Annotated in this window: 11 protein-coding genes; 5 read left to right on the forward strand and 6 right to left on the reverse strand. The window is 54.1% G+C overall.

The features are described 5' to 3' along the window. Window positions 1-283: 283 nt before the first annotated feature. The 4 genes from dksA to ACTHTS_RS09790 form a co-directional block, all read right to left on the reverse strand. Window positions 284-700 (reverse strand): RNA polymerase-binding protein DksA, encoded by a 417-nt coding sequence (dksA, locus tag ACTHTS_RS09775; RefSeq protein WP_049344904.1) that lies wholly within the window; start codon window positions 698-700, stop codon window positions 284-286. A 233-nt stretch (window positions 701-933) separates the two neighbouring features. After that, entirely contained in the window at window positions 934-1,491 is a 558-nt protein-coding gene (locus ACTHTS_RS09780; protein ID WP_440369915.1) for a YggT family protein, read from the reverse strand. A 2-nt stretch (window positions 1,492-1,493) separates the two neighbouring features. Beyond that, window positions 1,494-2,291 (reverse strand): pyrroline-5-carboxylate reductase, encoded by a 798-nt coding sequence (gene proC, locus ACTHTS_RS09785; RefSeq protein WP_440369916.1) that lies wholly within the window; start codon window positions 2,289-2,291, stop codon window positions 1,494-1,496. A 76-nt stretch (window positions 2,292-2,367) separates the two neighbouring features. Further along, window positions 2,368-3,063, reverse strand: coding sequence for a YggS family pyridoxal phosphate-dependent enzyme (locus tag ACTHTS_RS09790; RefSeq protein ID WP_440369917.1), 696 nt, complete (start codon window positions 3,061-3,063; stop codon window positions 2,368-2,370). A 117-nt stretch (window positions 3,064-3,180) separates the two neighbouring features. Between ACTHTS_RS09790 and ACTHTS_RS09795 the strand changes: the two genes are divergently transcribed. From ACTHTS_RS09795 to yccS, 3 genes are all read left to right on the forward strand, one after another. Beyond that, complete coding sequence (locus ACTHTS_RS09795) at window positions 3,181-4,227, forward strand: type IV pilus twitching motility protein PilT (RefSeq protein WP_004519239.1); 1,047 nt, start codon at window positions 3,181-3,183, stop codon at window positions 4,225-4,227. A gap of 86 nt (window positions 4,228-4,313) precedes the next feature. Further along, the gene (locus ACTHTS_RS09800; RefSeq protein ID WP_440369918.1) at window positions 4,314-5,543 is read left to right on the forward strand and encodes a PilT/PilU family type 4a pilus ATPase; all 1,230 of its coding nucleotides are present in this window, start codon (window positions 4,314-4,316) and stop codon (window positions 5,541-5,543) included. Between the two features lie 165 nt (window positions 5,544-5,708). Beyond that, a complete protein-coding gene (yccS, locus tag ACTHTS_RS09805) occupies window positions 5,709-7,844 on the forward strand; it encodes a YccS family putative transporter (RefSeq protein WP_440369919.1) in 2,136 nt (711 codons plus the stop codon). A 163-nt stretch (window positions 7,845-8,007) separates the two neighbouring features. On the opposite strand, the gene ACTHTS_RS09810 is transcribed toward yccS, so the two are convergent. After that, the gene (locus tag ACTHTS_RS09810; RefSeq protein WP_004519232.1) at window positions 8,008-9,186 is read right to left on the reverse strand and encodes a phosphoglycerate kinase; all 1,179 of its coding nucleotides are present in this window, start codon (window positions 9,184-9,186) and stop codon (window positions 8,008-8,010) included. A gap of 194 nt (window positions 9,187-9,380) precedes the next feature. Between ACTHTS_RS09810 and ACTHTS_RS09815 the strand changes: the two genes are divergently transcribed. Continuing rightward, window positions 9,381-10,730 (forward strand): M16 family metallopeptidase, encoded by a 1,350-nt coding sequence (locus tag ACTHTS_RS09815; protein WP_440369920.1) that lies wholly within the window; start codon window positions 9,381-9,383, stop codon window positions 10,728-10,730. Window positions 10,731-10,788: 58 nt separating this feature from the next. After that, the gene (locus tag ACTHTS_RS09820; RefSeq protein WP_440369921.1) at window positions 10,789-12,087 is read left to right on the forward strand and encodes a M16 family metallopeptidase; all 1,299 of its coding nucleotides are present in this window, start codon (window positions 10,789-10,791) and stop codon (window positions 12,085-12,087) included. A 250-nt stretch (window positions 12,088-12,337) separates the two neighbouring features. On the opposite strand, the gene glmS is transcribed toward ACTHTS_RS09820, so the two are convergent. Continuing rightward, window positions 12,338-14,176, reverse strand: coding sequence for a glutamine--fructose-6-phosphate transaminase (isomerizing) (gene glmS, locus ACTHTS_RS09825; protein ID WP_440369922.1), 1,839 nt, complete (start codon window positions 14,174-14,176; stop codon window positions 12,338-12,340). Window positions 14,177-14,182 lie beyond the last annotated feature (6 nt).

A 14,182-nucleotide genomic window follows, 5' to 3' on the forward strand; every position in this document is an offset into this window, starting at 1 on the left:
AAAATTATCGAAAATTTTAACTAACTGTGTTATACTATCTGCTTCGTTTTCTTCACCGCGTCAGCAGCGAAGAACCGAACTATACGCCTACCAACAAAACCAGTCAACACCTTTCGCAAAATTATTTCCAGAAAATTAATCACTCCCCTGTTTTAACAGGGTTTTTATTTTTCTAAAAACACTCAAATCTTCCCTATTCGCTTCCCAAATCCAACCCGGTTCAATACTAAGGCCGTCTGAAAGAGTATTTCAGACGGCCTTTTTGAGGTTTTATGTCTATATTTTAGTCGGCGAACTGTTTTTTCATTCGTTCGCGTCGCTCTTGCGCTTCTACGGACAATGTCGCGGTCGGCCGTGCCAGCAGGCGTTTGAGGCCGATGGGTTCACCGGTATCGGCACAGAAACCGTAATCACCTTCGTCAATGCTGCGGATGGTCGCTTGCACTTTATTGAGAAGTTTACGCTCACGATCGCGGGTGCGCAGTTCTAAAGCGTATTCTTCTTCTTGAGTAGCTCGGTCGGCAGGATCGGGGGCAGATTCGTGCTCTTGAAGATGGCCGGTAGTGGTGTTTGCATTTTCAATCAGCTCTTCTTGCATTTTAACCAGTAGTTCGCGGAAGAAGGCCAATTGGTCGCTGTTCATGTAGTCCTCTTCAGGACCATCCCAGTTTAAAATATCTTGTTCTGTCAGCTTTGCCATGGTGTCTGCTTTCGGTTTGTTGTTAATGATTTAGATGCTACGGGTTTGCTTTTATTGGGTTTTCTTGAATTTCCGTTTTGGAAATTGGGCGAATCATATCATGTTTTACCTATTCATTTGTTCTTTATATTTCGATTTGCACTTTTTTGCACTACCTTACACCTAAATGTATTAAAGCGCTTTTTAGGACGTTGTATTTTTGGTCGTTAATACCTGCTACGCTTTCAGACGGCCTATTGGAGCAACCATAGATTTGTTTGCTGGATAAGCTGGGGAAACCATCGGGCCAGCCACAACCATAATAAGAGCGCCAACAAACTGCCTGAAAAATCGTATCGTCCTACGCGTAAGAAGGAAAACGGTTTGAGCAATGGCTGCAGGATTCGTTCGATGGTATAAGTCAACGGCGAATAGCGACCTTGTATGCTGGACACCATTCTAATAATCAGACCGATAAGTAATGTATAGGCCGCGGCTTTCAGCATATGGAGTGCGGCAAACCAGAAGTTTGCCAAAATCAGCTTATTACTGATAGACAGCGCCGGCGATATAAAAATAATAACGGTACAGGCAAGGTAGTACACCAGAAAACCTGCTGGCAGGCAGTACCAATCGGTTTTCTCGCCGGATGGAAATGCTTTTTGCCAAGGTTTGGTCAGCCAGCCTGTTGCTTGTATGCTGAATTTGAGCAGGGGATGTTCTGCTGCCAATCCTGCGTATCGGAGCAAAAAGCGCGTGATACACAGGATGGCAATAGCGTCTGCCAATAATAGGAGCAAGTCGCCACGCATGTTCAGACGGCCTTATATTGTTGCGCCATTTCTTGCGAACGTTTAACGCAGGCTTCTACGCCCTGTTCGATGGCTTCGGCAACGTGACGGGCTTTGAAGGTTTCGATGGCTTCGTGTGTCGTGCCGCCTTTGGAAGTTACGTTTTGCTGTAATTGTGCGAATGCTTCGCCGGTTTGTTCGGCCAAAGCCACTGCGCCTTTAAATGTAGCGAGACTCAGTTCGCGTGCGTCTTGTTCGTTGAAACCTTGTGCCAAAGCCGCATTTTGGAGCGCGCCCAACAAATAGAAAACATAGGCGGGGCCGCTGCCGCTGATGCCGGTAATATTGTGGAGTTGCTCTTCCTCGTTCAGCCAAACGGTTGTGCCGACAGAGCGCATGATGCCGTCTGCGGCGATACGGTCAGCTTCTGAAACGCCTGCATCGGCAAACATACCGGATACGCCCAAACCGATTTTGGCCGGCGTATTGGGCATGATGCGCACGATACGGCGTGTGCCGCCCAGATACTGGCTGAGGGTATCGATGGACAAACCAGCCGCTACGGACAACACCAGCGCACCATTTAAACGGATGTTTTGACAGGCTGCCTGCATGTCTTGCGGTTTGACGGCGAGAATGAGGGCATCGTCCGCACTCAATTCGGGCAGGTTTTCAGAAGTGGCTACGCCCAATTCTTGCACCAGTTGCGCACGTCTTTCGGCGCCGCGTTCGACAATGTGGACACGATAGCCGTCTTGTTTGACCAAACCGCCTGCAATGGCAGTCGCCATATTGCCACCGCCGAGAAAATAGATATTCATATATATGTCACTCCTTTGTGATATCGATCAGGCCGTCTGAAACTGCTGTCTGCCCTGTTCAGACGGCCTATTACTTTTATTGAGGATAATGCCGCTTGCCGAAAATCGCGCTGCCGATGCGGACATGGGTTGCGCCGCATTCTACCGCGATTGGCATATCTCCGGACATACCCATAGACAAAACATCTGCTTCAACGCCAGCCGCATTCAACTCAGCCAACAGCCGCTGCATAGTGTGAAACTGGCTGCGTAACTCATCGTTGCTGCTGTCGGCCTTGGCCACACACATCAATCCGCGCACTTTAATATTCGGCAACTTGGCCACTTCAAGGGCCAGCGCAACCGCCTCATCGGGTGCTACGCCGTGTTTTGCTTCTTCCGCGGCAATGTTCACTTCAATGCACACCTGCAACGGCGGCATTTCAGACGGCCTTTGTTCGCTCAAGCGCCACGCCGTTTTCAGACGGCCTATCGTATGCACCCAATGTGCGCGTTCGGCCACAAATTTGGTTTTATTGGACTGCACATCGCCGATAACGTGCCAAACAATATCCGACAAATCTGCCAGCGTTTCCGTTTTTTCAAACCATTCCTGAATATAGTTCTCGCCGAAATCGCGCTGACCGGCCGCATACACTTCGCGGATATCGTCTGCCGGAAAGGTCTTGCTGACCGCTACCAGCTTTACCGCATCCGCAGGCCGTCCAGCAGCCTCAGCCGCCTGTTCAACCGCCCGGCATACGTCCTGATAGTTTTGTTGCAATACCGACATGGTTTTCTCCTTTAACCCGTTCATCACTCGGCATTTTGAAAATTTTACTTGGTCGAACGGGTTTATCTATTTAAAATAAAGCGATTTTATTATTCTAAACCAAAACAAGGCCACATTATGCAGATTACCGACTTACTCGCGTTCGGCGTGAAAAACAAAGCCTCCGACCTCCATTTGAGTTCGGGCATTTCCCCCATGATACGCGTACACGGCGACATCCGCCGCATCAACCTGCCCGAGATGAGCTCGGAAGAAGTCGGTACCATGATTACCTCGGTCATGAACGACCACCAGCGCAAGCTCTATCAACAGGATTTTGAAGTCGATTTCTCATTTGAGCTGCCTAATGTTGCCCGTTTCCGCGTCAACGCCTTTATGACCGAACGCGGCCCGGCTGCCGTATTCCGTACCATTCCGAGCACCGTTCTGACGCTGGAAGAATTGCGTGCGCCGCGCATTTTCCAAAAAATTGCCGAAAATCCGCGCGGTTTGGTCTTGGTAACCGGCCCGACCGGTTCGGGTAAATCCACCACGCTGGCGGCGATGGTCAACTACATCAACGAAACCCAACCGGCCCATATTCTGACCATCGAAGACCCGATTGAGTTCGTCCACCAAAGCAAAAAGGCGCTCATCAACCAGCGCGAGCTGCATCAGCACACCCACAGCTTTACCAACGCCCTGCGTTCCGCCCTGCGCGAAGACCCAGACGTGATTTTGATCGGTGAGATGCGCGACCCTGAAACCATCTCCCTCGCCCTGACCGCCGCCGAAACCGGCCACTTGGTTTTCGGCACGCTGCACACAACCGGCGCCGCTAAAACCATTGACCGTATTGTCGACGTATTCCCAGCCGGCGAAAAAGAAATCGTGCGCTCCATGTTGTCTGAATCCTTGCGCGCCATCATTTCCCAAACCCTGCTGAAAACCCGCGACGGCAACGGCCGCGTCGCCGCACACGAAATCCTGATTTCCACACCGGCCGTGCGCAACCTCATCCGCGAGAACAAAATCGCTCAAATCAACGCCGCCCTCCAAACCGGTCAGGCCCACGGTATGCAAACCCTCGATCAAGCCCTGCAAACCCTTGTCCGCCAAGGCACCATCAGCCCCGAACTGGCACGCAGTAAGGCGCAAAACATCGAAAACCTCTCTGTTTTCTAAACCATACCCAGGCCGTCTGAACCCCATCATCCCGTTTTCAGACGGCCTTTCAGCCTGACCGAATACCCGTTTTAAAGAGAATCATCATGAGCGACCTCGCCCCTCTGCACGACCTGTTAAGCGAAATGGTGCAAGCCTACTCACAAAAAAACCAAGCACCGCACATCCCCACCCCGGCCGAAATCGGCACACATCTTCATCCCCTGCTCGACCGCATGTGTGAAGAGGCCGAAAAACGTAACGCATCCGACATCTTCATCAGCGCAGGCTTTCCCCCTGCCATCAAAGTCGGCGGCACCCTCACGCCCATGCCCCACAAAGCACTGACCGGCGCAGACACCGCCGCCATCGCCGAATCTACCATGAACCACGACCAGCTCGAAGCCTTCAACCGCGACTGGGAAATCAACTATTCCGTCCAATCGCGCAGCAACACGCGCTACCGCGTCAACGCCTACCACGAGCAAGGCCGCGTCGGCATGGTATTGCGCCGTGTCAGCCAAGACATTCCCGAGATGAAGACCCTCGGTTTGCCCGAAAAGCTCCAGGAGCTTGCACTCGCGCCGCGCGGCCTGCTGATCCTCGCCGGCCCGACCGGTTCGGGTAAATCCACCACCATGGCCTCTATGCTCAACTACCGCAACCAAAAGCTGCCCGGCCATATCGTTACCATCGAAGACCCCATCGAGTTTATCTACAAACCTTGCCGCAGCATCTTCACCCAGCGCGAAATCGGCATCGATACCGACAACTGGAAAACCGCCGTTCAAAGCGCCATGCGTCAAGCACCCGATGTCGTCTGTATCGGCGAAGTCCGCAGCGAAGAAAGCATGGAATACGCCCTCCAACTGGCTCAAACCGGCCATCTGTGCGTTTTCACTATCCATGCCAGCACAGCCTCCCAAACCATCGAGCGCATCATCAACTTCTATCCGGAAGACCGCCGCCAACAGGTTTTGATGGATTTGGCGTTAAATCTTGTCAGCATCATCGGCCAACGTCTCACCATCAAGAAAAACCGCCAACGCACGGCCGTTACCGACCTCCTGCTTAATACTCCGGCCATGCAGGACTTGATTTTCAAAGGCGAATTGCTGGAAATCCGCGACCTGATGGCACGCTCCGGCAGCAACGGCATGCAGACGTTCGACCAAAACCTCTTCAACCTCTACGCACAAGGCCAAATCGAACTCAGCGAAGCCCTGCGCCAAGCGGTATCCGCCAACGATTTGCGCCTGCGCATTCAAATGCACGACGAGGGCAACAATACCGAACGCCTCTACGACCGCATCAGCGACCTCAACCTGATGACCTAATGGCGCAAGCCAAACAAGGCCGTCTGAACGGATGTGGAAACGAAATCAAGTATTTTCCCGTATCCGTTCAGACGGCCTTATCTCATTTAAAGCATTCTGAAATCAACTGAAAATCCTGTTAAAATCCAATCATTCATCTCATAACGAATAATAAATAACACCATTATGAAAACTCAGCCGCTCAAACCTCTGATCATTGCCTCCCTACCCGTCTTCGCCAGCGTGTTCATCGCCGCCACCCTCGTTTGGCACTTCAACACGCCTAAGCTCGTCATGCCCTTCGTACTCGGCATTATTGCCGGCGGTTTAGTCGATTTGGACAACCGCCTCACAGGCCGTCTGAAAAACATCGTCATTACCGTTGCCCTGTTCACCCTCTCCTCGCTGCTTGCCCAAAGCACCATCGGCACAGGCGTTCCCTTCATCTTGGCCATGACCCTGATGACTTTCGGCTTCACCATCCTCGGCACCGTCGGCCTCAAATATCGCACCTTCGCTTTCGGTGCGCTCGCCGTTGCCACCTACACCACGCTGACCTACACCCCCGAGACCTACTGGCTGACCAACCCCATCATGATTCTGCTGGGCACTGTCCTATACAGCGTCAACACCCTGATCTTCCAAATCATCCTGCCCCACCGCCCCGTCCAAGAAACCGTCGCCAATGCCTACGACGCACTCAGCAACTACTTCGATGCCAAAGCCGACTTTTTCGACCCCGACGAAGCCGCATGGTTGGGCAACCGCCAAATCGACTTGGCCATGAGCAACACCGGCGTGATTACCGCCTTCAACCAATGCCGCGGCGCACTTTTCTACCGGTTGCGCGGCCAACACCGCCATCCGCGTACCGCCAAAATGCTGCGCTACTACCTCTGCGCGCAAGACATGCACGAACGCATCAGCTCCGCCCACGTCGATTACAGCGAAATGGCCGAGCAGCTCAAAAATACCGACCTCATCTTCCGCATCCGCCGCCTGCTCGAAATGCAAGGCCAGGCGTGCCGCAACGTTGCCTCCTCCCTGCGCAACAACAAACCCTACGCATACAGCAAACGCCTCGGCCGTGCCATGGAAGGCTGCCGCCAATCCCTCAGCCATTTTGCCGAGACCCATGCCGACAATGCCAACCTCCACAATATCCGCCGCCTACTCGACAACCTCAGCAGCGTCGATTACCAACTGCGGCAACTGCAAAACGATGCGTCCCTTGCCGAAAACGACAACGCCGACACCCGCATCGCCGCCCTTGAAAACACCAAGTTCCGCAATATCGGCGAAACCGTCCTCAGCCAGCTCAATTTCGAATCCGGCGTCTTCCGCCATGCCACCCGCCTCTCCATCGTCGTGGCCGCGGCCTGCATCATTGTCGAAATCCTTCATCTCAACCTCGGCTACTGGATTCTGCTGACCGCCCTTTTCGTCTGCCAGCCCAACTACACCGCCACCAAAAGCCGCGTGTACCAACGTATCGCCGGTACGATTCTCGGCGTAATTGTCGGTTCGCTCGTCCCCTACTTCACCCCGTCTGTTGAAACCAAGCTCTGGATTGTCATCGCCAGCACCACCCTGTTTTTCATGACCCGAAGCTACAAATACAGCTTCTCCACCTTCTTCATCACCATCCAAGCCCTGACCAGCCTCTCGCTTGCCGGTTTGGACGTGTACCACGCCATGCCTATCCGCATCATCGACACCATCGTCGGTTCCGTTATCGCATGGGCTGCCGCCACTTACCTCTGGCCCGATTGGCGTTACCTCACCCTCAGCCACACCGCCGCCCAGACCATTACTGCCAATGGCCGCTATCTTGACGCCATCCTCGACCAACTGCAAAACGGCAGCCGCGACGATGTCGACTACCGCCTCACCCGCCGCCAAGCCCACGAAAGCACCGCCGCCCTCAGCAGCACCTTATCCGACATGAGCAGCAACCCGAAAAAATACCAAGACCGCCTGCAAGACGGTTTTACCCTGCTCAAAACCAGCTATGCGCTGACCGGCCACATTTCCGCGCTCGGCGCATACCGCGACCAGGTTCATCACGACGGCAGCGATACCTTCGCCCCATATGCCCGCCTGACCCACCACATCGCCGAGTTGCTGATCCAAATGCCCCAAACCGACCCCGAGGCTTTTGAAACGGCCATGGCCCAAATCCGTCAGGAATTTGCCGAGCTTGAACAAAACACACAAGCGCAGCAAGACCACATCCTCAAACACCAGCTCGACCTGATTATCCGTCAGCTTACCCCGTGCTATCAGGCATTGCACCGACAAGCCGACGCAGAGGCCGTCTGAAAAGAGCCGGACACTTTCCAGCCTGTTTAGCAACAAGTCTGCCAAACATCGGCGTTGAATCCAGCTAAACACTTCCTCGAATAAAAACCAAAACAAAAGGCCGTCTGAAACCTGATTTCCAGATTTCAGACGGCCTTTATTCAGCCATCAAGATTAAAACCGATTACGCGCCGCGTTTTTCCAAAGCAGCAACGGCAGGCAACTCTTTGCCTTCCAAGAACTCAAGGAACGCGCCGCCGCCGGTAGAGATGTAACTGATTTGATCGGTTACGCCGAATTTGGCAATCGCCGCCAAAGTATCGCCGCCGCCGGCAATCGAGAACGCATCGCTTTGGGCAATCGCTTCGGCCAATACTTTGGTACCGCCGGCAAATTGGTCAAATTCAAACACGCCTACCGGGCCGTTCCATACGACCGTACCGGCAGCTTTGAGCAAATCGGCCAAAGCAGCGGCGGATTTCGGACCGATGTCCAAAATCATGTCGTCTTCGGCAACGTCGGCAATGTCTTTCACCACAGCTTCCGCATCGGCGGCAAAGGCTTTAGCAACAACCACATCGGTCGGCAGCGGAACAGAGCCGCCTTTAGCCGCCATTTTCGCCATGATTTTTTTGGATTCTTCCACCAAATCGTGTTCGGCCAAAGATTTGCCGATGGCTTTGCCTTCTGCCAACAGGAAGGTATTGGCAATGCCGCCGCCGACGATGAGCTGGTCGACTTTGTCAGCCAAAGATTCGAGGATGGTCAGTTTGGTGGACACTTTGCTGCCGGCAACGATGGCGACCATCGGATGAGCCGGTTGTTTCAGGGCTTTTCCCAAAGCGTCAAGTTCGCCCGCCATCAACACACCGGCGCAGGCAACCGGTGCGGCTTGGGCAACGGCTTCAGTCGAAGCTTGGGCACGGTGGGCGGTACCGAATGCGTCGTTGACGAACACGTCGCACAAAGAAGCGTAGGCTTTGCCCAGCTCCAAGTCGTTTTTCTTCTCGCCTTTGTTGATGCGCACGTTTTGCAGCATCACGACATCACCGGCGTTCAAAGTCGGTTTGTTTTCACGCCAGTCGTTCAATACTTTCACGTCTTTGCCCAACAGTTTGCCCAAATGCGCGGCAACAGGCGCTACATCGTCTTCAGGATGGAATTCGCCTTCGGTCGGACGGCCGAGGTGGGTCATCACGATCACGGACGCGCCATTGTCCAAGCAGTATTTGATGGATGCGAGCGAAGCGCGGATACGGGTGTCGTCGCTGATGTTGCCGTCTTTGAACGGTACGTTCATATCGGCGCGGATCAGAACGGTTTTGCCTTGAACATTTTGTTCGGTCAGTTTCAAAAATGCCATGATGATTCCTTTGTGATGGTTGGAAACGGGAATGTTTGGGATTATCCGCGAATGAGGCGCGACGGTAAAGATTGGCAACGGCCGCGCTTGATGTGAATCAGCAGATAAAGCCGCAGGCCGTCTGAAACATTCGGCCAATCTTTGCAGATTTCCGCTATACTTTGGCGATTGATTTTCATTTTACGGATTGAACCATGTTACGCCGAATTGCTTTAATGCTTGCCTTCGCGCTGCCTGCCGCCTCATGGGCGCAGACGCTTTCTGAAACCCTGCCCAACGGTCTGAAAATCATCGTTAAAGAAGACCACCGCGCGCCTGTGGCCGTTTCGCAGATTTGGTACAAAATCGGCAGCGTGGATGAAAAACCGGGCAAAAGCGGCTTGAGCCACGCTTTGGAACACATGATGTTTAAAGGCACGAAAGACGTTCCCTCCGGCGAGTTCAACCGCCGCGTATCCGAGCTGGGCGGGCAAAACAATGCCTACACCAGCCGCAATGAAACGGTGTATTACGAAAACGTCGCCGCCGCCAACCTGCCCGAGATTCTGAAGCTCGAGGCAGACCGCATGCACAACCTCAACTTCAGCGACAAAGAATTCCTCAATGAGATGAACGTCATCCGCGAAGAACGCCGCCAACGCACGGAAGACACGGCCGACGGCAAAATGTGGGAGCAAGCCTATCTTGCCGCCTTTACCCAACCGTCGATGCGCGCCTCCGTCATCGGCTACATGAAAGATTTGCACACGCTAAAAGCCGACGACCTGCGCGCGTGGTACAAACAATATTACGCGCCCAACAATGCCGTATTGGTCATTGTCGGCGATGTCGATGCCAAACAAACGCTTCAGACGGCCGCCAAACTCTTTGGCGATATTCCGGCCAAAGCCCAGCCGCCGCGCAACAAACTCCATACCGAACCCTATTTGCGCAAGCCTGTTACGGTCAAAGCCACTTCTCCGGTTACACACCAGCCGCTGATTGCCATCAACTTCCGTGTGCCGAAACTCCAAAAACTCGATGACACGATGCCTTTCGCCCTCGACATCCTCTCCGATATTTTGGCAGGCAACGCGTCCAGCCGTTTTGACAAAAACCTCGTGCGCGGCAAGCAAACCGCATTGAACGCAGGAACGCATTACGACATCATCAGCCGTGAAATGCCGCTGTTCAGCGTAATGGCCATGCCTGCCGAAGGCGTGAAAACCGATACTCTGATTGCCCAACTGCGCCAAGAAATCAAAGACATTGCCGACCACGGCGTTTCCGAAGAAGAATTGCAGCGCGTCAAAACCCAGGCAGCGGTCAGCGAAATCTACGCCAAAGACTCCATGTCTTCTCAAGCCTCCATGATGGGCCGCCTCGAAGCACGCGGTTTCCAATATACCGACGAACAAGAAATCCACCGCCGCTTACAGGCAGTCAGCGCGCAAGAAGTACAGGCCGCCGCCCGGATGTTGACCGACGATCGCATGAGTACCGTCATCATCGAGCCGCAAAAAGCTGCCGCCACGCCAAGCAAAAAAGCTGCCAAACGCCGATAAACATCAGGCCGTCTGAAAGCCCATACCCTTTCAGACGGCCTTAACAGAAAGCCACAACATGAAACCCACCCTGCTCGCCCTTGCCCTCCTCCTGCCCTTAAGCGTCCAAGCCGCCACCGACATCCAACGCTGGCGCAACCGCGACGGCACCCAAATCCTCCTTGTCGAACGCCACGAAAACCCCATCATCGACCTTGAAGTCAGCTTCAAGGGCGCAGGCAGCGTCGCCAATCCGGACGGCAAAAGCCAAGTTGCCGAATTTACCGCCGCCCTTCTGACCGACGGCACCCAAGAGCTGGACGAAGAAGCCTTTAATGCCGAAGCCGACAACATCGGCGCACAAATCAGCAGCGACAGCAATGCCGAAAGCGCGTCCGCAGGCTTCCGCAGCCTCAGCAAAGCCGACATCCGCGACAAAGCCGCCAACTTGCTCAACCACTCGCTAACCCGTCCACGCTTTGACGAAGCCGTTTTCCGCCGCCGTCAAACCCAATCCATCACCGGCTTGCAACAACAAGAAACCACCCCCGACTACACCGCCACGCGCGAACTGACCAAACTCATCTATCCGAACCATCCCTACGGCAGCGGCGCAAACATAACCGTTGACAGCCTCAAACGCGTTAGTCTGGACGACATCCGCGCCTTCCACCGCACCCACTACGGCAAAGACAACGCCATCGTCGCCATCGTCGGCGACCTCAACCGCAAACAGGCAGAGCAACTGGTCGAGCGCGTCCTCAAAGACCTGCCGGCCAAAGCCACCGCAACCCACGCCATCCCGCCCGTTCCCAAACAAACCGCCCAACGCCGCGACATCCCCTTTGCCGGCACACAGGCACAAATCCTGCTCGGCACTTCCCTCTTCAAACGCCATGACCCCGACTATTACGCCCTCATTGCCGGCAACTACATCCTCGGCGGCGGCGGTTTCGACAGCCGCCTCATGAAAGTTTTGCGCGACCAACACGGTTACACCTACGGCGTATACAGCAGCCTCGCCCCGGCGACAGAAGAAGGCACGTTTACCGTTTCCTACTCCACCCAAAAGAAAAACACCAAAGCCTCACTGGCCGACACCCAAGCCGTCATCGAGCAATTTATCGCCGAAGGCCCGACCGAAGCCGAGCTGAAACAGGCCAAAGCCAACATCGTCGGCGGCTTTCCCCTGCGCTACGACTCCAACGACAAACTGCTCAACTACCTGAGCCTGATCGGCCTCTACGACCTGCCCAACAACTACTTGGAAGCCTACCCCAAAGCCATCAACAGCCTGACCGTCGAACAAGTCCGCGACGCATGGCAACGCCGCGTTAAATTCAAAGACCTCAACACCGTCGTTGTTGGTGCAGAATAAAACGCTTTAAAACAACAGGCCGTCTGAAAGATTTTTCAGACGGCCTGTTTTCATTCTGTCGGTTTGTTTACTTGTCATCAGAGGCCACTCTAATCAATAAAATATCGGTCACAATCAGCTGTTGTTGTACATTTATAATGAAAGCAAAGACATCATAAATAGCCTCGCTATTACTGAAGCCGACAAATATAAAGGCCGTCTGAAACCCAAATCTCAGGTTTCAGACGGCCTTTTTTAACCGGTCAATTACTTATTCAACCGTTACCGATTTAGCCAAGTTGCGCGGTTTGTCCACGTCTGTACCGCGTGCAAGGGCTGCGTGGTAAGACAGGAGTTGCACGGGGATGGTGTGCACAATCGGCGAGAGTACGCCGACGTGGCGTGGGGCGCGGATAACGTGCACGCCTTCGGTGGCGTTGAAGTTGCTGTCGAGGTCGGCGAAGACAAACAGTTCGCCGCCGCGTGCGCCGACTTCCTGCATATTGGCTTTCACTTTGTCCAACAGGCTGTCGTTCGGTGCAATCACGACAACGGGCATGTTCTCGTCCACCAAGGCCAACGGGCCGTGTTTCAGCTCACCCGCAGGATAAGCTTCGGCGTGGATATAGGTAATCTCTTTCAGCTTCAATGCACCTTCAAGGGCGATTGGGAAGTGGATGCCGCGGCCCAGGAAGAGTGCGCTGGTTTTCTTGGCAAATTTTTGCGCCCACGCGGCGATTTGCGGCTCAAGGTTGAGAACGTGCTGAATGCTTCCCGGCAGTTGACGCAATTCTTCAACGTATTCACGCGCTTGTTCGTCAGAAACCAGGCTGCGCTGTTTGCCCAAGGTAACGGCCAGGCCGAACAGGACAACCAGTTGGGTCGTGAACGCTTTGGTAGAGGCAACGCCGATTTCTGCGCCGGCGCGTGTGTACAGTACCAATTCGCTTTCACGCGGCAGGGCGGATTCCATCACGTTACAGATAGACAGGCTGTGTTTGTGTCCCAAGGATTGCGCGTATTTCAGGGCTTCCATGGTGTCCAAAGTTTCGCCGGATTGAGAAATGGTGATGACCAGTTGTTTGGGATCGGCAATCACGTCGCGGTAGCGGTATTCGCTGGCGATTTCCACGTCGGTCGGCACTTTGGCAATGGATTCGAGCCAGTATTTGGCGGTCAGCGCGGCATAGTAGGACGTACCGCAGGCAAGGATTTTGATGCTGTGGATATCGTCGAACACTTCGCGTGCATTCGCACCAAAGTTTTCAGGTTCGAAACCGCCATCAAGGAAGACTTCGGCGGTATCGGCGATGGCGCGGGGTTGCTCGTGGATTTCTTTTTGCATGAAGTGGCTGTATGGGCCCAACTCCAAAGAAGCCAAAGACAATTCGGACACTTTAATCGCGCGTTCGGTTTGCGCACCGGTTTTGTCGAGCAGTTTTTCGATGCCGTTTGCGTTCAGCAGGGCGATGTCGCCGTCTTCCAAGTAAGCGATGCGGCGGGTAAAGGCGATCACGGCGGATACGTCGGAAGCGATGAAGGTTTCTTGGTCGCCCAAAGCCACCAACAGCGGGCAGCCCATGCGCGCAACAACCATTTGTTCAGGGTTGTCTTGTGCGATAACGGCAATGGCGTATGCGCCGTGGAAACGGGCAGTCGCAGCTTGAACGGCTTCAAACAGTTTGCCGCCGTTTTGTGTGTATTCGTGGTTGACGCTGTGGGCGATGACTTCGGTATCGGTTTGCGATTCGAAGGTGTAACCCAACGCTTTCAGGCGTTCGCGTTCGGCTTCAAAGTTTTCGATGATGCCGTTGTGGACAACCGCAATCATGCCGCCGGAAATGTGGGGGTGGGCGTTAGGCTCGGTTACACCGCCGTGGGTTGCCCAACGGGTATGGCCGATGCCGATATGGCCGAACACGCCTTTTTCGCGTGCTGCATCTTCCATCAGCTGCACACGGCCGACACGGCGGACGCGTTTGATTTTGCCGTCCATGTTTACGGCAATACCCGACGAATCATAGCCTCGGTATTCAAGGCGTTTGAGACCGTCGGTCAGAAAATCGACTACATTGTGATTGGCGCGAATAGCACCTACGATACCGCACATATAAGT

The sequence above is a fragment of the Neisseria sp. P0019.S003 genome (assembly GCF_051957115.1).
GTDB classification, from domain to species: Bacteria; Pseudomonadota; Gammaproteobacteria; order Burkholderiales; family Neisseriaceae; genus Neisseria; species Neisseria flavescens_D.